This window comes from Streptomyces sp. DSM 120436 (genome assembly GCF_055778765.1).
This window is the reverse complement of sequence record NZ_JBSKBS010000001.1, coordinates 1,051,550-1,071,997: the sequence shown is the minus strand read 5'-3', so window position 1 is coordinate 1,071,997 and position 20,448 is coordinate 1,051,550. Positions and strand designations below refer to the sequence as shown.

Below are 20,448 nucleotides of genomic sequence, written 5' to 3'. Positions count from 1 at the left end.
GTCACATCTCCAGCAGCACGGTGAACGGGCCGTCGTTCGTCAGCGACACCCGCATCTGCGCGCCGAACCGGCCCGTCGCCACCGTCGCGCCCAGCGCGCGCAACTGCGCCACCACCTCGTCGACCAGCGGCTCGGCGAGGTCGCCGGGGGCGGCCGCGTTCCAGGTGGGGCGGCGGCCCTTGCGGGCGTCCCCGTAGAGGGTGAACTGGCTGATCACCAGGAGCGGGGCGCCGACGTCGCTGCAGGACCTCTCGTCTCTCAGCATCCGGACCGACCACAGCTTGCGGGCGAGCTGCGCCGCCTTCTCCTTGGTGTCCTCGTGGGTCACGCCGACCAGGACGCACAGGCCCTCGCCCTCGATCTCCCCCACGGTCTCGCCGTCCACGACGACGCTCGCGCCGTCCACCCTCTGCACCACCGCACGCATACGCCCATGATGCCGGTCCGTGAACAGACGCTCGACGGCGGCCCGCGGGACGCCCCGGTCGGGCTATTTTTACTCCTTAGCGCCCATCTGGGGCGGATCGGGGCCACTCGGATACATCGCGGCCGCTCAGGGTGGCACCATGCTGGCACATGCCGGTCGAGGGGACGGTTGAGGCACATGAGCACACCGGGGACCGGGCAGTCGTCTGCGGCTGTCGCGTTGACCCAGGAGGGCGTCGGGGAGCGGGAGTTCCGCCGGCCGCCCACACAGCGCACGGACAGCCCCGCGCTGCCCGGGGACGGGGCGGAGGACGGTCTGACCGGGCTGAGCCTGGCCGAGCTGCGCGCGACGCGACGGGACGCGCAGCGCGACGAGGCCGATCTCAGCTACGTACGGCGGCTGCTGCAGGGGCGGATCGACATCCTGCGCGCGGAGCTGGCCCGGCGCGACCTGCCGGCGGGGGCGCCCGCGGCCGTCGCGCCGGGGGAGACCTCCGTCGTGCAGCGGCTGCCGGAGATCCTGCGCGACACCCCGGCGCGCCACCGGTCCTCCGCCCGCCACCTCACGCTGGGCACGCCGCGCGGCGAGGAGTACCGGCGGCTGGCGGCCGAGATGCTCGGCGAGGTGGAGCTGTCCGACCTGGGCGCGCGCACGGACGGCGAGCTGCACACGGCGATGGCCCGGCTGACGGGGTACGAGCAGCAGGTGTCGCGGCGGCGGCAGCGGCTGCAGCGCACCGCCGACGCCTGCGGGGCGGAGATCACCCGGCGGTACCGGGAGGGGGAGGCCCAGGTCGACGACCTGCTGGTGTGAGGTCCGGGGCCCGGGAAAACCGCGTCGACACCCGCCGCGGGACCGACCTAACGTGGCCCCCATGACCTCCCGCGCCGGCATCGACGTACGCCCCATCGACGAGTCCGAGTTCGCCGACTGGAACCGGGCCATGAACACCGGTTTCCTGCGTGAGCCGACCACGCCCGAGGAGGTGCTCGACGCGCGCCGGGCGCACTTCACGCCCGGCCGCTCGGTGGGCGCCTTCGACGGCGGGCGCTGCGTCGCCACCTTCCGCTCCTTCGCGCAGGAGCTCACGGTGGTCGGCGGGGCGGCCGTGCCGGCCGACGCGGTCACCAACGTCACCGTCTCCCCGACCCACCGCCGGCGCGGGCTGCTGACCCGGATGATGGCCCAGGACCTCGCCGCGGCGAAGGAGCGGGGAGACGTCGTCGCCACGCTGATCGCCGCCGAGTACCCGATCTACGGGCGGTACGGCTTCGGCCCGGCCACCTGGACCACCGAGTGGACGGTCGACGTGCCGCGCGCCGGGCTCGACCCGCGCTGGGCGGGCCCGGAGGACGGCGGCCGCATCGACCTGGTGGACGCCGAGGACGTCCGCAAGCACGGCCCCGAACTGCACGAGCGGCTGCGCCGGTCCCAGCCGGGCGCGGTGAGCCGCGACGACCTGTGGTGGAAGACCACCACCGGCGCCGTGCGTTTCCACGCGACGTTCCACGAGCCGTACTACGTGATCCACCGCTCGGCCGGCGGTGAGGTCGAGGGCATGGCCGCCTACACCACGGACGGCAAGTGGGGCGACGGCAAGCAGCCGTTGAACACGGTCCGGGTGAAGTGGCTGACCGGGGTGACCCCGGCCGCCGAGCGGGCGCTGTGGCGGTACCTGTGCTCGATCGACTGGGTGGTCGCGGTCCGCACCGGCTACCGGGCCCCCGACGACCTGCTCCCGCACTTCCTGCCCGACCCGCGCGCCGCCGCCGTCACCACACAGGCCGACTGGCTGTGGGTGCGCGTCCTCGACGTCGTCCGGGCGCTGGAGGCGCGGACGTACGGGGCGGCGGGGTCGCTGGTGCTGGAGGTGGCCGACGCGGGCGGACTGGCCGGCGGACGGTACCGGCTGGAGGCGTCGGCGGACGGCGCCGGCGCCTGTGCGCCGACCACCGAGGACCCGGATCTCTCCCTGGACGTCGCGGACCTGGCGACGCTGTGGCTCGGGGACGAGTCGGCGGTGCGGCTCGCTGCGCTGGGCCGGGTCCGGGAAGGACGAGCGGGCGCCGCCCGTCAGGCCGACGCCCTGCTGCGTACGTCCAGGCGACCGTGGTGCCCGGACCTCTTCTGAGCGCTGTCGCTGTGCGAGCGCGGTCGCGTGGCGCGTGGCCGCGTGCGCGCTCCTGCTGCCGCTTCCTCCTTCCGCCGGCGAACGGGTGGGCGTGGTCGTGCATCCGTAGCGAGCTGTTCAGTTGTGGTTGTGGTGGTGCGCCGCCGGCGGGCTCCCGGCTCCCCTCCGGAAGGGAGCCCGGCCGGCGGTCCGTGCGGAGTGCCGTCAGCCGGACTGGGCGAAGAGCATCACGAGGATGACCGCGCCGATGCCGCCGATCATGGTGTTCCGCGCCTTGATCCCCACGGTGAGGGCGACGAAGGCGATGATCCCCATCGGGCCGTACTTCCACTGGACGAGCTGCTCGAACCCGACGGCCAGGGCGGCGACGACGACGGCGACGAGTGGCATGGCGGTCCCCCTTTGTCCGGTGGCCTCCGCATCGCCCTCCTGGTGAGCCAACCCCCGTATGGGTCTGCCAGGTTGGGCAAGTTGGTGACCAACTTGGTTTTAGTTATCTCCACTTGGAGGAGTCCTATAACCATCCTGCGGGGAACTGACGGAAGATGGCGAGAAGTTGTAGTGTTCGGTCGTGGAGCCGGAACACGCCTCCGTCAACGGACGGAAGAAGCCGCAGCGGCCGCAGCGGACGCATCGTGAGGTGGCCGACGAGCTGCGCGCCCGGATCCGGTCCGGAGCGCTGCGGCCGGGCCAGCGCATGCCCACGCAGGCACAGCTGGCCGCCGAGTTCGGCGTCGAGCGGCAGGCCGTGCGGGGCGCGTTGCGCATCCTGCAGTCGGAACACCTGCTGACCAACGTCTCCAAGGGGGCGCCCGCGACCGTCGCGGACCGTGCCGACCGGGCCCCGGCGGGCCCCGCCGCCCCGCCGCAGCCCACCACGGTGGCGCTCGCGCCCCGGATGACGGCCGCCTTCGAGGCGGACCACGTGAAGATCGACGCCGTCTGCCTGACCGCCGTCTCCCTCACCCTCGCCATCGGGGAACCGCTGCGGCAGGTCTACACGGGACGGCTGAAACCGGCCAAGGTCGACGTCCGCGTCCTGCTGCCCAGCCGCAGCATCGACCTGGCCTTCCCGGTGCCGGTCGGCGGGCGGCAGGGGGACGAGAACCCGGTGCACGAGCGCTGGCTGGCCCAGCGCAACGCCCAGGGGCAGGTGCTCCGCCACCACCTGCTGGCCCTGCGCGCCACGCACGGGATCGACGTGCGTGTGACCTTCCGCGCGCTGCCCTTCACGCCGCCGGTGAAGCTGTACCTGCTCAACGACGCCGAGGCGCTGTTCGCCTACTACACGGTGACCCGCAGCGAGGCGCAGATCTGCCGGGAGAGCCTGCCGACGTACGACACGCAGGGCATGCGGTCGATGCTGTTCGCCTTCGAGCAGGGCGCCGGGCGGCGCGAGACGGCCTTCGTCGAGCAGTCCCGGCTGTGGTTCGACGCACTGTGGGAGACGATCAGTTCGGAGCTGGAGCTCACGGACTGACGTCTCCCACAGCGGTGCGGCCGGACCGGCCGCGGTCCCGGGGCGCCCGGGGCGGGCCGGTCACAGGGCGGGGCGGGTCACGAGCAGCGCGAGCAGCACCGCTCCGGCGGAGCTGACGCCGGGCCGGTTGGCGTGGATGCCCACGGTGACCAGCAGCAGGCCGAGGAGGCCGGCCGCGCCGTACCTCCACTGGACGAGCTGCTCGACGGTGACGACGACGGCGGAAAGCAGGGCGATGACGGGCATGGTGTACCCCCTTCGGGCAAAGACGGTGGAACGGGGCGGACGGTGCGGGCGGCCCTGTGGCGGTCAGCGGCCGAGGGCCGATGGTCGAGTGAACGGAAAGCTAACTTCCGCCAACTCCGCCAAGTTGGCAGCCAACTCCAGTTAAGTTGTCCCCACTTGGCCCCTACTCATAAACAACTTCCAGGCAACTCCCCTTAGATGGATCACGGTTGTAGCGTTTGGCCGTGGCCCAGGAGAACGTGTCAGTGAACGGCGGCAGCAGGCACTCGGCCCAGGAGATCGCCGACATCCTGCGGGAACGCATCCGCGAGGGCGAACTGAAGGCGGGCGACCGGCTGCCCACGCAGGCCGAGCTGGCCGAGGAGTTCGGCGTGGAGCGCGGCACCGTCCGGCAGGCCCTGCGCGCCCTCCAGGACGACGGGCTCCTCAGCAACGTCAGCAAGGGCAGCCCGCCGCGGATCGCCGCGCCCGCACCGGCGCGGGAGGAACCCCAGCCGACGATGGTGGGGCTGGCGCCGCGGCTGACGGAGGCGTTCTCCACGCCCCGCGTGCGGATCGACGCCGTGTGCCTCACGGCGGAGAGCTTCATGCTGGCGGTGAGCGAACCGGTCCGGCACATCCACGAGGGCCGCATCCGTCCCGAGGCGATCGACGTGCGCGTCATGCTGCCGTCCCGCCGGATCAACCTCGCCTTCCCGGTGCCGGTCGACGGCCGCGACGCGGGCGACGACGACCCGGTCCACGACCGGTGGCTGGCCCAGCGCAACTCCCAGGCCCGCGTGCTCCAGCACAACCTCCAGACCCTGCGCGCCACGCACGGCATCGACGTGCGTGTCTCCTTCCGCGCCCTGCCCTTCACCCCGCCGGTCAAGCTGTACCTGCTCAACGGCGAGGAAGCGCTGATCGGTTACTACATGCTGACCCGGCGTGAGGAGGAGTGGGAGAACCGGACCCTGGAGATGTACGACGCCCTCGGCTCCGCCTCCCTCCTCTTCTCCTTCGCCAAGCGGGCCGGCCGGCGGGACCAGGCGTTCGTGGAGGAATCCCAGAAGTGGTTCGACGCCCTCTGGGAAACCATCACGACGGAGCTGACACTCTCCTGGTGACTTCTGAGACGCAGCGGACCGAAGCGGTGACAGCCGGGACCGGGACCGGGACGGAACCGGACGGTCTGCGGAACCTGATCGAAGGTGTCCGCGTCGTGCTGTGGGACTTCGACGGCCCGGTCTGCCGCCTGTTCGCGGGCCACTCCGCGGAGCGGGTGGCGCGGGGCCTGGTGGAGTGGCTGGAGGGGCAGGGGCTGCACGGCCTGCTCGACGAGTCCGCACGCGAGTCCCTCGACCCGCACGTCGTCCTGCGCGCCGCGGACCGCCGGCACCCCGGCAGCGACCTCGTCGCGGAACTCGAGGAACGCCTCACCCAGGAGGAGCTGAAGGCCGCCGCCTCGGCGAGGCCCACGCCCTACGCCGATCCGCTGGCACGCACCTGGACGGCGGTGGGCGCCCGGCTGGCCGTCACCACCAACAACTCCCCGCGCGTGGCGCGTGAGTACCTCACCTCACGGGGTGTCCTGCCGTGCTTCGCCCCGCACCTCTACGGCCGCACGCGGGAACTCCGGTACCTCAAACCGCACCCGCACTGCCTCCACCGCGCCCTGAACGCGATGGGCGCCGCCCCGCCGGCCGCCCTGATGATCGGCGACACGCCGTCCGACCTCCGGGCGGCGCAGGCGGTGGGCGTGCCGTTCCTGGGCTATGCCCGCGACGACCGCAAGCGGCCTGCGGAGCGTGCCCGGGCCGAAGGAGATCGAGCGGGCGCTGTACCGCTGGCCGACCTCACGCGGGGGGCACGGCACGAAGGCCGCCGGGTGGTCCCCGGACCGGCGCCTGCCGCTGCCGGAGGACTTCGGTGAGAGCGCGGTCCTCGACGCCCCGTCGGCGGAGGGCGCGGCACCGGCCGGCCGGGTGTTCAAGGGCACGGCCCACCTCAACACCGTCGTGCGCGTCCCGGGAGTCCGTCACCCCGTCGTCGTACGGCGCAGGCTGCCCGACGTCGCCCGGCGGGAGCCGCACTTCCTCAGCGAGCACGCCGTGCTGCGCGGCATCGAGCGGGCGGGTGCCGCCGTGCACGCGCCCAGGGTCCTGGCGCTCGGCGAGACGTACCCGGACGACCCCTTCGCCATCCACACCCACCTGGGCCCGGAGGACGTCGACCGCCCCCCGGACCACCCCGTGCACGGCCTGCTGCCGCACGAGGCGGACGGGCTGGTGGACCAGCTCTGCGCCCTGACCCGGGTGGACTACGGGCAGCTCGATCCGACGGCGGGCGAGCCGGGTTTCCACCGCTGGCTCAAGGACGAGCTGGTCCGCCTCGTGGACGGACTGCCCGGGAGGACGCAGCGGCTCGCCCGGCGACTGGGGCTCCCGGACGCCGGGCGGCTGCGCCAGATCCTGTCCCGGCAGGAAGTCGGCAACCGGGAGCCCTCCCTGCTGCACGGCGACCTCAACCCGTGGAACCTGGTCCGCCGGGGCGGCGGACTGGCCATCATCGACTGGGAGATGGCGCTGATCGGGGACCCCGTGTACGACCTGGTCCGGCACATGCACCTCACACCGACCCGCCCGGAGATCCGGGACCGCATGTTCCGCCGCTGGGAACGCACCCTTCCGGCCGCGTACACGCGCGACTGGCGGAAGGACCGGCAGGTGTACCGGCGGCTGGAGGCCGTCCGCTCCGCCTACGTCGACCTCGACCGCATCGTCACCGGAGCGAGCCTCGACGCCCCCAACGTCCGCCGCGCGGTCGCCTCGTACGCGGTGACCCTGGCGGTCGCCACCGGGGCCCTCGGCCTGCCGGTCCGGGCCGCGGCCGATCCGTACCTCGCCCGCGTCCTGGTCCGAGGCCGGCACGTCCCTGGCGGTGCGTAGGCTCGCCGCATGAGCGAGATCGGCCTGCGGGAGCGCAAGAAGCGGCGGATGTACCGGACGGTGTCGGACATCGCGATCCGGATGTTCCTGGAGCGGGGGTTCGACGCGGTGTCCGTGGCGGAGGTGGCCGCCGCGGCCGAGATCTCCAAGCCCACGCTCTTCCGGTACTTCCCCGCGAAGGAGGACCTCGTCCTGTACCGGATCGCGGACCACGAGGAGGAGCCCGCGCGGATCGTGAGGGAGGGGCCGACGGCCCTCGAAGCGCTGCGGCGCCACTTCCTGGAGGGGCTGGAGCGGTGCGATCCCGTCACCGGGCTCAACGACGATCCCGAGGTGCTCGCCTTTCACACGCTGCTGTACGGCACACCCTCTCTGGTCGCCCGGCTGTACGGGCTGCTGGAGCGGAGCGAGGAGGCGCTGGCCGAAGCGCTCGGGGGCGGGCTCGACGCCCGGCTGGCCGCCGGGCAGATCATCGCCGTACGGCGGATCCTCGCGCAGGAGAACTGGCGGCGGATCGCGGCGGGCGGGCGCCTCGACGACGTGCGCGAGGACGCGGTGGCCGCGGCGGAGCGGGCGTTCGGGGTGCTGGTGCGGAGCCTGCCCACATTGAAAACCGAGTAAAAAACGTTACTCAGTCATGTTTCTTGATACGCTCGGGTGAATGACGCCTGACGCTCCCGTACCGCAGCACGCCCTCGACCAGGAACGCGCCCACCACGACCGCTGCCGTGAGGCCCTCGCCGCCATGACCGGAGGCGCCGACGAGCAAGTGATCACCGGCGAGGACGTCTCCGCGTCCGGCGCCGACGCCGAGGTCCTCGGGTACCGTCTGCGCAGCCGGGCCAAGGAGCTCCGCGAACTGCCGCCCGGCCCGCTGTTCTTCGGGCGCCTGGACTTCGGCCGGGGCGAGCCCGACCACGCCGGGCAGAGCTACCACATCGGGCGGCTGCGGATCACCGAACACCCGGCCGCCCCACCCCTCGTCGTCGACTGGCGGGCGCCGGTGGCCCGCACCTTCTACCAGGCGTCCGCCCGCGACCCGCAGGGCGTGGTCGTGCGCCGGCGATTCGGCTGGGCGCCCGGCGGCAAGGGCGACTCCGGCGACCTGACCGGCCTGGAGGACGAGCACCTGGAGCGGGGCGAGGACCGGGTCAGCGGAATCGTCGCCCGGGAGATCGAACGGCCGCGCGTCGGCCCGATGCGGGACATCGCCGCCACCATCCAGCCCGAGCAGGACGACCTCGTACGCGGCGATCTGGGCCGCACCGTGTGCGTGCAGGGCGCTCCCGGCACCGGCAAGACCGCCGTCGGCCTGCACCGGGCGGCCTACCTGCTCTACACGCACCCGCGGCGCATGCGGCGTGACGGACTCCTCGTCCTCGGACCGAACCGGACCTTCCTCACCTACATCGCCGAGGTCCTGCCCTCCCTCGGCGAGACCGGCGTACGGCAGTCGACCCTCGCCGAGGAGATCGCCCGGCACCCGGTGACCGGTGAGGACGACGAGCGGACCGCCCTCGTCAAGCACGACACCCGCATGGCGGAGGTGCTGCGTCGAGCGCTGTACGCGCGGGTGCGCACCGGCCATGAGGACTCGCTGGCCGTGCCCGACGGCTCCTACCGGTGGCGGGTCGACGGGGACGCGCTGGCGCGGATCGTCGCCGGCGTGCTGGACGAGGCCCCGCCGTACGCCGTGGGGCGGGAGCGGGTGCGGGCCCGCATCGTGCGGGCGGTACGGGAGCAGGCCGAGCGGCGCAGCGGTCTGCGCGGCGCCGCCTGGGTGCGCCGGCTCGAGCGGGCGCGGCCGGTGTCGGCGTACGTGGACGCCGTCTGGCCGGACGTGCGGCCGGAGCAGGTGGTGGCGGAACTGCTGTCGGACACCGCCCCGTTGGGGCGTGCGGCCGACGGGATTCTGGACGCGGAGGAGCAGTGCGCCCTGCTGTGGGCACGCCCGCCACGGTCGTGGCGGTCGGCGGTCTGGTCGGCCGCCGATCTGCTGCTGCTCGACGAGGTGGCCGGACTGATCGAACACCCCGAGGGATACGGACACGTCGTGGTCGACGAGGCACAGGATCTGTCCCCGATGGAGTGCCGGGCCATCGCCCGCCGGGCCGCCTTCGGGTCGCTCACCGTGCTGGGCGACCTGGCGCAGGGCACGACTCCCTGGGCGGCGCGCTCCTGGCCCGAGCAACTGCGCCACCTGGGTCGCCCCGGTGCGGCCGTCACACCGCTCACCACCGGTTTCCGGGTGCCGCAGGCGGTGGTGGAGCTGACCAACCGGCTGCTGCGGCGGTTGGACGTGAACGTTCCGGCGGCCCGCTCCCTGCGCCCGGACGGCGAGGTGCGCAACCGGGTCGTCGCGGGCCCCGCGGAGGTGCCGGACGCGGTTGTGGCTGCCGTACGGGAGGCCCTGGAGCGGGAGGGATCCGTCGGCGTCGTGGCGGCGGACGCCGATGTGCCCGTGCTGCGGCGGGCGTTGGCGGAGGCGGAGGTCGAGGCCGCAGGGCCGGAGACACTGGAGGAGCGTGTCAGCGTGGTACCGGCGAGCGTCGTCAAGGGTCTGGAGTACGACCACGTGGTGGCGGTGGAGCCGGCCGCGATCGCCGAGGCCGAGGAGCGCGGACTGCACCGGCTGTACGTGGTGCTGACCCGGGCGGTGTCCCGCCTGGAGGTGGTGCGGGCGCGGCCCCTGCCGTTCTGACACGGGCCCTCGGCCGCTCAGCCCGCGCCTCGTCCTCCACCGGCGGCATCAACGCCCGCAACCACCTCTCAGCCCGCGCGACATGTGCCTCCGCCGCGCCCGGGCCGCCGCCTTCACCGCCACGTGGCCTCCGGAACACCCCGGATTTCGCAGACATCCGAAAGGCCTGGCGAGAACGGGAGTTGCGACGTCAGGGGCAGGCTATCGATCAGGCCCTGGGGGCGGAGCTGCGGGACGTACGGGCCCGATTCGTGGCGCGGCTCGATCACTCCCAGCGCCGCCGGCACCCGCACCGCCTCGCGCAACGAGACCCGCGAGACGCCAGGTTCTTCGCAGAGGTCCGCCTCGGGCGGAGCCCGACCCCCGGCGCCGGGCCGCCTTGTGGAGCAGGCCGTGGAAAGCCTCGTCGGCTGCCGGCATCCAGTGCCTCCCCGGACGGGCCGCATCCGCCGATCCCCGCCCGAGCGGACCGTAGCGGCCGGGAGATCAGATGTACTCGGTGAAACAGCTCGGGGTCATCTGATCCCCAGTCGCTCACACACCTTGTTGTGACCGAAAACGCCATGCCAGCATCCCTGATCACCCAATGTCTTGCCCCTCGGGTCTCCCGAGGGTCCGATGTCCCTCGCGGATGGGAGTCATGTGAGCGAGACCGACGTCAGCACCGCGCCCCGCCCCCTGCTGCTGGCCGACGGCCGGCCGGCGGTGGACGCGTGGACGCTGGATCCCGCCCTGCGCCACCTCAACCACGGCTCCTTCGGCGCCGTCCCGCTGGTCGCCCAGGAGCGGCAGAACGCGCTGCGGGCGGAGATGGAGCGGGCGCCGGTGGTGTGGTTCCCCGGGCTGCCGGGGCGGATCGCGGCGGCCCGCGCCGGACTCGCCGCGTTCCTCGGCGCCGACGCGGACGACCTCGCCCTGGTGCCCAACGCCAGCGCCGGGGCGAGCGTCGTCCACGCCGGCCTCGAGCAGCGGGCCGGCGGCGAGATCGTCGTCACCGACCACGGCTACGGCGCCGTCACCATGGGCGCCGAACGCCTCGCCCGCCGCTGGGGCGGCCGGGTGCGCACCGCCCGGGTGCCGCTGGACGCGGACGAGGAGCAGGCGTACGAGGCGGTCATGGCGGAGGTCAGTGACGCCACCGGTCTCCTGGTCGTCGACCAGATCACCTCCGCGACCGCCCGCCGGCTCCCCGTGGAGCGGATCGGCGCGGAGGCGGCCCGGCGCGGCGTGCCGCTGCTCGTCGACGGCGCCCACGCGCCCGGCCTGCTCGCCGCGCCCCTCGCCGGGCTGACCTGCGACTTCTGGACGGGCAACCTCCACAAGTGGGCCTGTGCCCCGCGCGGTACCGCCGCCCTGGTCGCCCGCGGCCCGCTGCGGGACGGCCTGCACCCGCTGATCGACTCCTGGGGCGCGCCCGACCCGTACCCGGACCGGTTCGACCAGCAGGGCACGCTCGACGCCACCGGCCCCCTCGCCGCGCGGACCGCGCTGGACTTCGTCGGCACCACCTGGGGCTGGGACCGGGCCCGCCGCTACATGGACGAGCTGGCCGGGTACGGCGAGCGGGTCGTGGCCGCCGCCGTCACCGGGCTGACCGGCGAGGACGCCCGCGTGGACGTCGGGATGCCGGTGCCCGGCATGCGGCTGGTGCGGCTGCCGGACGGGCTGGCCGACAACCGGGTCGCCGCGGACGCCCTGCGCGACCGGGTGGCCGCGGAGCTGGGCGTCGAGGCCGCGTTCACCGCCTTCGGCGGCACCGGCTACGTACGGCTGTCCGCGCACGTCTACAACACCGGCGAGGACTACGAGTACTTCGCCGAGCGCTGCGTGCCCGTGCTCGGCGCGTGGGCGCGCGCCGCCCGCTCCAGCCGGTCGCGGTAGGCCGCCCACCAGGCCGGGTCCGCCGACGGCAGACTGGTGGCGCCCGGCCGCTCGCCCGTCGCGCCGTCCAGTTGCTCGCGCAGGATGTCGGCGTGGCCCGCGTGCCGGCTGGTGTCGGCGACGACGCGGACCACGGCGTGGTGCAGGGTCAGCTCGTTCCGGTCCTCGGGCCACCACGGCACCGTGCCCACCGTGTCCAGCGGGAGCGTCCCGATGGTCGCGTCGGCGTGCGCCCAGGCCCGCCGGTACAGGCCGACGACGCCGGCCCGCGTCTCGTCGGGCGTCGCCCACATGTCCCCGTTGACCTCCGCGCCCTCCGCGAGCCAGGGCAGCGGCTCCCCGGACGGCCGCCCGAACGTGTCCCCCAGGTAACCGAGTTCGACCCCGGCGGCATGCTTCACCAGCCCGAGCAGATTGGTACCGGTCGGCGTCAGCGGCCGCCGGACGTCGTACTCGGACAGCCCTTCCAGCTTCCACAGCAGCGCGTCACGGGCCTCCTGGAGGTAGCGGCGCAGATCGGTCCTGGCGGTGTCGGTGAGCGTCATGGGGTGCAGTGTGTCGAGTGTGTCGGCCGGGGCGCCCGTCGTCCGCGGGAGGCGGACGAGGAGGCCGTCACCCAGCCGGTACAGGGTGTGTTCCGTGCCCGCGCCCGCGGGCCGCAGGGGCAGGCCGGCCCAGTGCGGGCACTGCGCCCGCAGCAGCGTCCGGACGAGGCTCTCGTCCACGGCGATCTCGTGGTCGTGCGGCGACGTCACCCGGGGAGTCCGGCCGCCGGCCGGCCGCGGAGGCCACCGGGTTTCCCGCTCACCTCACGCCGGGTCCCCGCCGGAGAACCGGTACCCGGCGCAGTCGGCGAGGCGGACGTAACCGAGGCGCCGGTACAGGGCGTTGCTCGTGGGGTTGCCCGGGTCCGCGTAGAGGACGACGTCCGTCGCGCCGGTGTGCAGCGCGGCCCGGCTCACCTCGGTCGTCACGGCGCCCGCGTAGCCGTGGCCCCGGAAGCGGGCCGGGGTGAAGACGGGGTCGACGCGGACCATGCCGCCGACCACCGAGGTGACGGCCGCCAGGGAGACGGGGGTGCCGTCCGGGGTCTGCCAGAACGTGAAGTGCCGGTCGCCGAACCGGGACGCGGTCCAGGCGCCGGCGTCGATCAGGTCGATGGACCGCTGCTCCCCGACCTCGACGCAGAACTCCCGGCACCAGCGCACCACGAGGTCGCGGTCCGCCGCCCCCGCGACGTGGGCCCGGCCCTCCGGACGGGGCCGGGGCGGGGTGAGCGTGCCGAGACGGTAGAGGTGGGTGCGCCAGAACGGGGCCGGCTCCGCGCCGGTGTGCCGCTGCCAGGCGGTGGCGAAGGCGGCGGCCGTGTCCTGGTCGGCGATGACCTGGGCGGGGGAGTGGCCGAGGGCGGCCAGGCGGGCGGCGAGGGCGCCGGCGCCGCCGGCGGTCAGCGGGGTGAGGCCGAGCCGGCCGCGCGGAGTGAGGTAGCAGACCGCGCGGACCGTGCCCTCCGTCTCCAGCCGGCCGAGGACGGAGGGACCCGCGTCGGGGAGGCGCAGCTTCTCGATGTCCGTCAGCGGTGTGGTGTGCAGGGCGGGCCGCGAACGGAGGAAGTCTCCGGCTCGGGTCAGGAAGTCCTCGACGTCGGTGGTGAGGCGCCAGTGGTCCGGAAGCATGCCTCATCGTGCCGGACACGGGACCGGTACGGGCAGGGGCCCGCACCGGCCCCGGCGAACACGGCGGACGACGGTGGCGCCTACGCCTGCGCCACCACGTCCGCGACGACGCAGCTCACGTTGTCGGGGGCGCCCGACTCGCGGGCGAGGGCGACGAGTTCGCGGACCGCCGCCTCGGGGGCGGGGGCGCCGGTGAGCACCCGGAGGACGTCCTCGGCGGGGACGACCGTGGACAGGCCGTCGGAGCAGAGCAGGTAGCGGTCGCCGGCGCGGGCGTCGTGCAGGCGCAGGTCGGGTGTGGAGTCGGCGCCCCGGCCCAGGGCGCGCAGCAGCAGTGACCGTTGGGGATGCGAGGCGGCCTCCTCGGGGGTGAGGCGCCCCTCGTCGATCAGTGACTGCGTCACCGTGTGGTCGTGGGTGATCTGGAACAGCTCCCCGTCGCGCAGGAGATGGGCGCGGGAGTCGCCGATGTGGACGAGGGCGAGCTGCGAGCCGGTCCACAGCATCGCGGTGAGCGTGGTGCCCGCGTCGGGGCCGGCGTCACCGGGGCCGGAGGCGCCGTGCACGGCCTGTTCGGCGCGGCCGAGGGCGTCCTCCAGGGCGTTGAGCAGGCCGCCCGCGGGGAGGGCTTCCGTCTCCAGGCTCCTGAGCGCGTCGACGGCGGCCGCGCTCGCGGGGGCGCCTCCGCTGCCGTAGCCGTCGGCGACGGCGAGCAGGCGGGACCCCGCGTAGGCGGTGTCCTGGTTGCTCGCGCGGACCCGTCCGGTGTCGGACAGGGCGGCGTGACGCAGCGCGAGGGGTGCGGTGGCGGGGGACATGGCGGGGTCCTTCCCGGACAGGTGGTCGACGAGGAAGGAGGCCAGGTCGCGCCGTGCGGCGGTGTCGGCCTCGACCCGGGCCCAGAACGCGCGGATCTCCCCGGCCGCCTCGCCCGCCTCCAGGGCGCAGACCCGCTGGATGCGGGCGAGCGGCATGCCCAGCCGCCGGAGCCAGGCGATCAGCCGGGCCTGCTCGAGCTGCGCGGGCGCGTAACGGCGGTAGCCGGTGTCCGGGTCGACGCGGGCGGGAGTCAGCAGACCGAGCTCGTCGTACAGCCGCAGCGCCTTGGGCGACAGCCGGGACGCCTTCGCGAACGCCCCGATGGTCAGCAGCTCCATGCACGTCCCTCCTCGTGCCGGGCCCGTCGCCCGGCCCCACCGATGCTGGGCGCTCCCCCGGGGTGAAGGTCAACAGCGGGCCGCGCCGCGCGCGAGCGCACTCTTGCAAGCAGGTTGCTTGCAATTGTTAGCGCAGTGCGTCATGGTGGGAGACATGGCATCCCTGAACGTCGGCGGTCTCGGTGAGTATCTGCGCGAGCAGCGGCGCAACGCGCAGCTGTCGCTGCGGCAGCTCGCCGACGCCGCCGGGGTGTCCAATCCGTACCTGAGCCAGATCGAGCGCGGGCTGCGCAAGCCCAGCGCGGAGGTGCTCCAGCAGGTCGCCAAGGCGCTGCGCATCTCCGCCGAGACGCTGTACGTCCGTGCCGGGATCCTCGACGCCGAGCGCGACCGGGACGAGGTCGAGACGCGCGCCGTGATCCTCGCCGATCCCACGCTGAACGAGCGCCAGAAGCAGGTGCTCCTCCAGATCTACGAATCCTTCCGCAAGGAGAACGGATTCGGGGGCGGCGAGGACGGCGGGGCGGATCCCGCCGGGCCCGGGCCGGGTGCGGAGACCTCCACCAGCGAGGACGGCAGACCCGCCGAGCGCCCCGGCCGCGAGGCCGGCGACGACGACGGCGGTCCGCGGCGGACGGCCGGCTGAGCCGGCCAGGGCGCCGGCCGCCCGCCGCGGCCCCCCACAGAACCTCAGCCGAAACGACATCCGGGAGGACCCTCACCATGGCCATCACCGACGACCTGCGCAAGACCCTCAGCGACCCCAAGCCGCTCTACTTCGCCGCCGGCACCGCCGACCTGGCGCTGCAGCAGGCCAAGAAGGTGCCGGCCCTGGTGGAGCAGCTGCGCACCGAGGCCCCGGCCCGCATCGAGGCCGTGCGCAACACCGACCCCAAGGACGTCCAGGAGCGGGTGACCGTCCGGGTCCGGGAGACGCAGGAGACCCTGCAGACCAAGGCCAACGAGCTGTTCGGGTCGATCGACACCGACCTGAAGAAGCTCGGCGAGACCGCCCAGGACCTCGCGCTGCGCAGCGTGGGCGTCGCCGCCGAGTACGCGGTCAAGGCCCGCGAGGCCTACGAGAAGCTCGCCGAGCAGGGCGAGCAGGCCGTGAAGACCTGGCGCGGCGAGGCCGCCGAGGGCATCGAGGAGATCGCCGTGGCCGTCGAGCCGCCGGCCGGTCCGAAGCCCGCGACCGCCCCGGCCGGGGCCGGGACCGGGGAGAAGCCGGCCGGGGCGGAGCGGGAGGAGCCCGCCGCGGCCACGGAGCCGGGGAAGCCCGCCGCGAAGAAGGCCCCGGCGGCCCGCAAGGCCACGGCGAAGAAGACGACGCCGCCCGCGAAGTGAGCGGCGCGGGACCCCGCTGAAGCGGGACGGAACGGCACGGGCCGGGCACGTGTGCGGTGCCCGGCCCGTTCACCGGGTATCCGGCCGGTGGATGCGGGTACGGTGACGGCGGGAAGACGACGTGGCGCCCGCCGGCGGCGCGACAAGGACGACGACGGCGCGGTGGACGAGCCGATCACGGGTGGTGGACGTAGTGCTGATGCAGGGCTTCGCTAATTTCTTGTGGCTGTTGAGCATGGCTCTGATCCTGTTCAGCGGCTTCGCGCTGATCGACGCCGCCACGCGCCGTGAGGACGCCTACCGCGCGGCGGACAAGAAGACCAAGCCGTTCTGGCTGATCATCCTGGCTCTCGCCTTCGTGGTGAATCTGATCTTCAACATCCTGTCGTTCCTGCCGATCATCGGCCTGATCGCGACGATCGTGTACATGGTCGACGTGCGTCCGGCGCTGCGCGGTCTGTCCGGCGGCGGCCGGAGCCGCAGGGGCTCCAGCAGCGACGGCCCCTACGGCCCGTACAACGGCGGACGCTGAGCGGAAGGCCTCCCGGGGCGCCCGGGAGGACCCGGAAGGGCGCTCAGCGCGTCCGGTCCAGCAGCAGCACCGCCACGTCGTCCGTCAGTTCGCCGCCGTTGAGGTCCCGGACCTCGTTGACGGCGGTGCGCAGCAGTGCCTCGCCGCTCAGTCCCTCGGCGATCCGGCGGCGGATCATCTCCACCATGCCGTCCTGGCCGAGCCGCTCCCCGGTGTCGCCGACCCGGCCCTCGATCAGGCCGTCGGTGTAGAGCATCAGGCTCCACTCGGCGCCCAGCTCCACCTGCGTCCGCGGCCAGCGGGCGCGCGGCAGCAGCCCGAGCGCCGGACCGTTGTCGTCGTACGGCAGCAGCCGTGCGGGCACGCCCGGGGCGGCCAGCAGCGGCGACGGGTGGCCGGCCAGGCACAGGCCCGCCCGGCGGCCGTCGGGGGCGATGTCCACCGTGCACAGCGTCGCGAAGATCTCGTCGTCCGGGCGCTCGTGCTCCAGCACCTGTTGCAGCGTGCTCAGCAGCTGGTCCCCGCACAGCCCGGCCAGGGTCAGCGCCCGCCAGGCGATGCGCAGCTCCACGCCGAGCGCCGCCTCGTCCGGGCCGTGCCCGCAGACGTCGCCGATCATGGCGTGCACGGTCCCGTCGGGCGTGCGGACCACGTCGTAGAAGTCGCCGCCGAGCAGGGCGCGGGAGCGACCGGGCCGGTAGCGGGCGGCGAACCGCAGCGGGGAGCCGTCCAGCAGCGGCGTCGGCAGCAGGCCGCGCTCCAGCCGGCGGTTCTCCTGGGCGCGCAGCCGGCCCTCGGCGAGCCGCCGCTCCGCGGAGTCGGAGCGCTTGCGCTCCACCGCGTAGCGGATGGCGCGGCTCAGCAGCCGGCCGTCCAGCTCGTCGCGGACCAGGTAGTCCTGCGCGCCGACCCGTACGGCCTCGGCGCCGCGCTCGGTGTCGTCCGCGCCGGTGAGGGCGAGGACGGCGTGCCGGGGCGCCAGCTCCAGGACGTGCCGGAGCACGGCCAGCTCGTCGCCGTCGTCCGTCCGGCCGGGCGCGGGCAGCGCCAGGTCCAGCAGGATGCAGTGGACGTCGTCGGTCAGCAGCCGCTCGGCCTCGGTGAGGTTGCGGGCGGTGCGGACGCGCATCGGCCGCCCGGCCTGGTCGAGCAGGTCGGGCACGATCGGCGTGCCGCCCGGGTCGTTCTCGATGAGCAGCAGGGTGAGCTGGGCGGGCGTGGTGGTCTGGGTCTTCGCCGGTGCGGCGTCGGACGGGGTGGCCGCGGGGGCCGCCGTCCGGTTCCCGGGCAACTCCTGTGCGGACTCGTCCGGTGCGGCGGCCGGCCCCTGACCACCCTCCGCGGCCGGGATCGCTCTCTGCCGCGGTACGGGTGCGGGCATGGTTCCGGGTTCCTTCCCTCCCCCCGAGGGCATGGCGGGGGCGACGGATCTCGGCCCCGTCCCCCGCGTGCGTCTGGCGTGAGCGGACCGGGGATGCCCCTTCGAACGGGGACGATAGCGGGTGACCGCGCCGCAGCGGAATGGTGTGAGCCGCGCCGCCCGGCCGACGGCCGCTGTCATATGCCGCGTTTGCTACCGCAGTTGGACAGGCCGGAGACGCTGTGGGGGATGACGAACGTCACGTCCACGGGGCGTCGGCCGCGAGATCCACGTGCGGTGGGTCACGTGGCCCGTGTCACCGGGCCGTTGGGGCCCGACGGCGCGGCGACGGCACGGTCCGGGCGTCACTCCGCGGCGGGGTCGGGCCGTACGACGCCCAGGATCGGCATCGAACCGGCCCCGGCGAGGGTCACCGTCCGTCCGGGACGGGGCGCGTGGACCATCGTCCCGTCGCCCACGTACATCCCGACGTGGCTGGCGTCGGCCCAGTAGATGATGAGGTCGCCGGGCCGCATGTCCTTGACGTCGACGCGCTTCAGCTGCTGCCACTGCATCTGTGAGGTGCGCGGGATGGTCTTCCCCGCGGCCAGCCAGGCCTGTGAGGTGAGTCCGGAGCAGTCGAACGTGTTCGGCCCCTCCGCGCCCCACTGGTACGGCTTGCCGATCTGCGCCGTGGCGTACGCCACGGCCTCACGGCCCTGCGCGGTCGCCTTCGCGGTGACGTCGTCGAGGACGCCGGAGCTCAGCCAGCCGGCCTGGGCGCGGGCGGCGGCCTGCCGCTCCAGCCGGGCCAGCCGCTCCTTCTCCTCCTCCTCGAGCTCGGCCTCCAGCTTCTCGGCTGCCTCGATCCGCCTCTCGATCCGCTGCTGCGCCGCGGCCTTGGCCTTGCGGCCCGCCTCCAGCTTCCGCATCTGCTCCCGCGCGTCCTGTGCGTACTGCTCCAGGTCCTCCTGCGTGCGGGTCAGCTCCCCGATCAGGCCCTTGGCCGCGTGCTGGCCCTGGCGGACCCGGTCGGCGCCGTCCAGGAAGTCCTGCGGGTCGTCGCTCAGCACCAGGTGCGCCTCGGGCGGCAGCCCGCCGCTGCGGTACTGCGCGGCGGCCGCGGCGCCCGCGCGGTCCTTGAGGTGGGCCAGCTTCTCCCGGCCCTCGACGATCCGCTTCGCCAGCCGGACGACCTGCGCGGTCTGCTGCCGGGCCTTCTCCTCGGCCGCGTTGTACTCGTCGGTGGCCTTGGCGGCCGCGCGGTAGAGGCTTTCGAGCTTCTTGCGGACGGCCTCGAGCTCCTGGTCGCCGGTGACCACGGTGACGCTCGCGGTCGTGCCCGGGTCCGGCGGGGGAGCGGGGGCCGCGAACGCCGTACCGGGCGCGGCCAGTACGGTGACCGCGCAGACCACGGTCACGGCCGCCGTCAGCACTCTGCGCCTGCCTGCCCCCATGCGTGCACCCCCGCCTGGTTAATCGTCAGTAACTTGTCCCTGCCGGGATGCTGCCATGCCGGAGCGCGAAGCGACAGGGGGTGTGGACAACGACAGCAGGGGGTGGGGGCGACGCCCCCTGCGTCCCGTCGGCCCCTGGGCGACCGTCGTCCCGCCGGTGTGACGAACGGCCGGGGACATCGTTCCCGGCCGATGGGGCGCGGGAGCCCGGCGGCGTGGCGGCTTCACCACCCCCGCGGCGCCAATGCCCCCCACCGCACGGTGACTTCCCCCTGTCGCCACCGCGCCGGGCCGTCCGTCACCGGCCAGTCGGCCGTGAGGTCCCGCACGGCGCGGGTCCAGCGCTGGCGTGCGCCGTAGGAGGCGTAGGGCGCGGCGGCCGCCCAGGCGCGGTCGAAGTCGCGGAGGAAGGCGTGCACCGGCTCGCCGGGGACGTTGCGGTGGATGAGCGCCTTGGGCAGGCGCTCCGCCAGGTCGGAGGGGCGGTCCAGGGAGCCGATCCGGGTCGCGAAGGTGACCGTGCGCGGTCCCTCCGGGCCGAGCGCGACCCACACGTGCCGGCGTCCGATCTCGTCGCAGGTCCCCTCGACCAGCAGCCCGCCGCGCGAGCCGGACGCCGGGTCGGCCGGCGCGAGCCGCGCGCACAGCCGCCGCCACACGCCGGCGACCTCCCCCTCGTCGTACTGGCGCAGCACGTTCGCCGCGCGGACCAGGACCGGGCTGCCCGGCACCGGGATCTCGAAGCCGCCGCGCAGGAACACCAGCCCCTCCCGCTCGTACGGCCGCGCCGAGGCGACCCGGGCCGGGTCGATCTCCACGCCCGCCACCCGGGTGCGGGGCGCCGTGGTGCGCAGCCGGTGCAGCAGCTCGAGCGCGGTCCAGGGCGCGGCGCCGTAGCCGAGGTCGACGGCGAGGGGGTCGGCGGCGCGGCGCAGCTCGGCGCCGTGCGCGGCCGCGATCCAGCGGTCCATGCGGCGCAGCCGGTTCGGGTGGGTGGTGCCGCGCGTCACCGTGCCCACGGGGGCGGAGGCGGGACGCGGTGTCATGGGGACGAGGGTACGGGGGTACCCGCCCCGGGTTCGCGGCGCGTGCGCCGCCACGGCCACGCTCCATCCGGTCGAACGGT

General features: G+C 74.3%; 21 protein-coding genes. 12 read left to right on the top strand and 9 right to left on the bottom strand.

Annotated features, from left to right (window positions below):
* Nucleotide 1: 1 nt before the first annotated feature.
* A complete protein-coding gene (gene dtd / locus ACWH4W_RS04845; RefSeq protein WP_473074596.1) occupies nt 2-427 on the bottom strand; it encodes a D-aminoacyl-tRNA deacylase in 426 nt (141 codons plus the stop codon).
* A gap of 177 nt (nt 428-604) precedes the next feature.
* Here dtd and ACWH4W_RS04840 point away from each other — a divergent pair, with 177 nt between their 5' ends.
* Together ACWH4W_RS04840 and ACWH4W_RS04835 are read left to right on the top strand one after the other, a co-directional pair.
* On the top strand, nt 605-1,240 hold the full coding sequence (locus ACWH4W_RS04840) for an RsiG family protein (protein WP_473074595.1): 636 nt from the start codon (nt 605-607) through the stop codon (nt 1,238-1,240).
* A 61-nt stretch (nt 1,241-1,301) separates the two neighbouring features.
* On the top strand, nt 1,302-2,558 hold the full coding sequence (locus ACWH4W_RS04835) for a GNAT family N-acetyltransferase (RefSeq protein WP_473074594.1): 1,257 nt from the start codon (nt 1,302-1,304) through the stop codon (nt 2,556-2,558).
* Between the two features lie 204 nt (nt 2,559-2,762).
* On the opposite strand, the gene ACWH4W_RS04830 is transcribed toward ACWH4W_RS04835, so the two are convergent.
* Nucleotides 2,763-2,948 (bottom strand): hypothetical protein, encoded by a 186-nt coding sequence (locus ACWH4W_RS04830; protein WP_473074593.1) that lies wholly within the window; start codon nt 2,946-2,948, stop codon nt 2,763-2,765.
* A 181-nt stretch (nt 2,949-3,129) separates the two neighbouring features.
* Between ACWH4W_RS04830 and ACWH4W_RS04825 the strand changes: the two genes are divergently transcribed.
* Entirely contained in the window at nt 3,130-4,038 is a 909-nt protein-coding gene (locus ACWH4W_RS04825) for a winged helix-turn-helix domain-containing protein (protein ID WP_473074592.1), read from the top strand.
* Nucleotides 4,039-4,098: 60 nt separating this feature from the next.
* On the opposite strand, the gene ACWH4W_RS04820 is transcribed toward ACWH4W_RS04825, so the two are convergent.
* Complete coding sequence (locus ACWH4W_RS04820) at nt 4,099-4,284, bottom strand: hypothetical protein (protein WP_473074591.1); 186 nt, start codon at nt 4,282-4,284, stop codon at nt 4,099-4,101.
* A gap of 218 nt (nt 4,285-4,502) precedes the next feature.
* Here ACWH4W_RS04820 and ACWH4W_RS04815 point away from each other — a divergent pair, with 218 nt between their 5' ends.
* The 6 genes from ACWH4W_RS04815 (at nt 4,503) to ACWH4W_RS04790 (ending at nt 11,793) form a co-directional block, all read left to right on the top strand.
* Complete coding sequence (locus ACWH4W_RS04815; protein WP_473074590.1) at nt 4,503-5,390, top strand: winged helix-turn-helix domain-containing protein; 888 nt, start codon at nt 4,503-4,505, stop codon at nt 5,388-5,390.
* Nucleotides 5,387-6,196, top strand: a complete 810-nt coding sequence (locus ACWH4W_RS04810) for an HAD family hydrolase (protein WP_473074589.1) — start codon at nt 5,387-5,389, stop codon at nt 6,194-6,196. Before ACWH4W_RS04815 ends, ACWH4W_RS04810 begins: the two co-directional genes overlap by 4 nt.
* 52 nt (nt 6,197-6,248) lie before the next feature.
* Complete coding sequence (locus ACWH4W_RS04805) at nt 6,249-7,211, top strand: phosphotransferase family protein (protein WP_473077417.1); 963 nt, start codon at nt 6,249-6,251, stop codon at nt 7,209-7,211.
* A gap of 9 nt (nt 7,212-7,220) precedes the next feature.
* Nucleotides 7,221-7,832, top strand: a complete 612-nt coding sequence (locus tag ACWH4W_RS04800; RefSeq protein WP_473074588.1) for a TetR family transcriptional regulator — start codon at nt 7,221-7,223, stop codon at nt 7,830-7,832.
* A gap of 40 nt (nt 7,833-7,872) precedes the next feature.
* The gene (locus tag ACWH4W_RS04795; RefSeq protein ID WP_473074587.1) at nt 7,873-9,912 is read left to right on the top strand and encodes a HelD family protein; all 2,040 of its coding nucleotides are present in this window, start codon (nt 7,873-7,875) and stop codon (nt 9,910-9,912) included.
* A 642-nt stretch (nt 9,913-10,554) separates the two neighbouring features.
* On the top strand, nt 10,555-11,793 hold the full coding sequence (locus ACWH4W_RS04790; RefSeq protein WP_473074586.1) for an aminotransferase class V-fold PLP-dependent enzyme: 1,239 nt from the start codon (nt 10,555-10,557) through the stop codon (nt 11,791-11,793).
* On the opposite strand, the gene ACWH4W_RS04785 is transcribed toward ACWH4W_RS04790, so the two are convergent.
* The 3 genes from ACWH4W_RS04785 to ACWH4W_RS04775 form a co-directional block, all read right to left on the bottom strand.
* Complete coding sequence (locus ACWH4W_RS04785) at nt 11,715-12,338, bottom strand: DinB family protein (RefSeq protein WP_473077416.1); 624 nt, start codon at nt 12,336-12,338, stop codon at nt 11,715-11,717. The two genes, ACWH4W_RS04790 and ACWH4W_RS04785, sit on opposite strands and share 79 nt — an antisense overlap.
* 264 nt (nt 12,339-12,602) lie before the next feature.
* Complete coding sequence (locus ACWH4W_RS04780) at nt 12,603-13,469, bottom strand: GNAT family N-acetyltransferase (RefSeq protein WP_473074585.1); 867 nt, start codon at nt 13,467-13,469, stop codon at nt 12,603-12,605.
* Nucleotides 13,470-13,549: 80 nt separating this feature from the next.
* Entirely contained in the window at nt 13,550-14,626 is a 1,077-nt protein-coding gene (locus ACWH4W_RS04775) for a MerR family transcriptional regulator (protein WP_473074584.1), read from the bottom strand.
* Between the two features lie 154 nt (nt 14,627-14,780).
* Between ACWH4W_RS04775 and ACWH4W_RS04770 the strand changes: the two genes are divergently transcribed.
* The 3 genes from ACWH4W_RS04770 (at nt 14,781) to ACWH4W_RS04760 (ending at nt 16,505) form a co-directional block, all read left to right on the top strand.
* Nucleotides 14,781-15,272 carry a helix-turn-helix domain-containing protein gene (locus tag ACWH4W_RS04770; protein ID WP_473074583.1) on the top strand — a complete coding sequence of 164 codons (492 nt, stop codon included), beginning with the start codon at nt 14,781-14,783 and terminating at the stop codon, nt 15,270-15,272.
* A gap of 77 nt (nt 15,273-15,349) precedes the next feature.
* On the top strand, nt 15,350-15,973 hold the full coding sequence (locus ACWH4W_RS04765; protein ID WP_473074582.1) for a hypothetical protein: 624 nt from the start codon (nt 15,350-15,352) through the stop codon (nt 15,971-15,973).
* Between the two features lie 199 nt (nt 15,974-16,172).
* Entirely contained in the window at nt 16,173-16,505 is a 333-nt protein-coding gene (locus tag ACWH4W_RS04760) for a DUF2516 family protein (RefSeq protein ID WP_473077415.1), read from the top strand.
* Nucleotides 16,506-16,548: 43 nt separating this feature from the next.
* On the opposite strand, the gene ACWH4W_RS04755 is transcribed toward ACWH4W_RS04760, so the two are convergent.
* The 3 genes from ACWH4W_RS04755 to ACWH4W_RS04745 form a co-directional block, all read right to left on the bottom strand.
* Nucleotides 16,549-17,886 carry a PP2C family protein-serine/threonine phosphatase gene (locus tag ACWH4W_RS04755; RefSeq protein WP_473074581.1) on the bottom strand — a complete coding sequence of 446 codons (1,338 nt, stop codon included), beginning with the start codon at nt 17,884-17,886 and terminating at the stop codon, nt 16,549-16,551.
* A 344-nt stretch (nt 17,887-18,230) separates the two neighbouring features.
* Nucleotides 18,231-19,322: a C40 family peptidase gene (locus tag ACWH4W_RS04750; RefSeq protein WP_473074580.1), complete on the bottom strand. Its 1,092-nt coding sequence runs from the start codon at nt 19,320-19,322 to the stop codon at nt 18,231-18,233.
* 224 nt (nt 19,323-19,546) lie between these two features.
* Nucleotides 19,547-20,368 (bottom strand): class I SAM-dependent methyltransferase, encoded by an 822-nt coding sequence (locus ACWH4W_RS04745; RefSeq protein ID WP_473074579.1) that lies wholly within the window; start codon nt 20,366-20,368, stop codon nt 19,547-19,549.
* Nucleotides 20,369-20,448: the final 80 nt, after the last annotated feature.

What these genes read in the sequence shown, in the direction of transcription:
- dtd (WP_473074596.1), bottom strand. Translation starts at nt 427, where the DNA reads ATGCGTGCGGTGGTGCAGAGGGTGGACGGCGCGAGCGTCGTCGTGGAC.
- ACWH4W_RS04840 (WP_473074595.1), top strand. Translation starts at nt 605, where the DNA reads ATGAGCACACCGGGGACCGGGCAGTCGTCTGCGGCTGTCGCGTTGACC.
- ACWH4W_RS04835 (WP_473074594.1), top strand. Translation starts at nt 1,302, where the DNA reads ATGACCTCCCGCGCCGGCATCGACGTACGCCCCATCGACGAGTCCGAG.
- ACWH4W_RS04830 (WP_473074593.1), bottom strand. Translation starts at nt 2,948, where the DNA reads ATGCCACTCGTCGCCGTCGTCGTCGCCGCCCTGGCCGTCGGGTTCGAG.
- ACWH4W_RS04820 (WP_473074591.1), bottom strand. Translation starts at nt 4,284, where the DNA reads ATGCCCGTCATCGCCCTGCTTTCCGCCGTCGTCGTCACCGTCGAGCAG.
- ACWH4W_RS04800 (WP_473074588.1), top strand. Translation starts at nt 7,221, where the DNA reads ATGAGCGAGATCGGCCTGCGGGAGCGCAAGAAGCGGCGGATGTACCGG.
- ACWH4W_RS04795 (WP_473074587.1), top strand. Translation starts at nt 7,873, where the DNA reads ATGACGCCTGACGCTCCCGTACCGCAGCACGCCCTCGACCAGGAACGC.
- ACWH4W_RS04785 (WP_473077416.1), bottom strand. Translation starts at nt 12,338, where the DNA reads ATGACGCTCACCGACACCGCCAGGACCGATCTGCGCCGCTACCTCCAG.
- ACWH4W_RS04780 (WP_473074585.1), bottom strand. Translation starts at nt 13,469, where the DNA reads ATGCTTCCGGACCACTGGCGCCTCACCACCGACGTCGAGGACTTCCTG.
- ACWH4W_RS04775 (WP_473074584.1), bottom strand. Translation starts at nt 14,626, where the DNA reads ATGGAGCTGCTGACCATCGGGGCGTTCGCGAAGGCGTCCCGGCTGTCG.
- ACWH4W_RS04770 (WP_473074583.1), top strand. Translation starts at nt 14,781, where the DNA reads ATGGCATCCCTGAACGTCGGCGGTCTCGGTGAGTATCTGCGCGAGCAG.
- ACWH4W_RS04765 (WP_473074582.1), top strand. Translation starts at nt 15,350, where the DNA reads ATGGCCATCACCGACGACCTGCGCAAGACCCTCAGCGACCCCAAGCCG.
- ACWH4W_RS04760 (WP_473077415.1), top strand. Translation starts at nt 16,173, where the DNA reads ATGCAGGGCTTCGCTAATTTCTTGTGGCTGTTGAGCATGGCTCTGATC.
- ACWH4W_RS04755 (WP_473074581.1), bottom strand. Translation starts at nt 17,886, where the DNA reads ATGCCCGCACCCGTACCGCGGCAGAGAGCGATCCCGGCCGCGGAGGGT.
- ACWH4W_RS04750 (WP_473074580.1), bottom strand. Translation starts at nt 19,322, where the DNA reads ATGGGGGCAGGCAGGCGCAGAGTGCTGACGGCGGCCGTGACCGTGGTC.
- ACWH4W_RS04745 (WP_473074579.1), bottom strand. Translation starts at nt 20,368, where the DNA reads ATGACACCGCGTCCCGCCTCCGCCCCCGTGGGCACGGTGACGCGCGGC.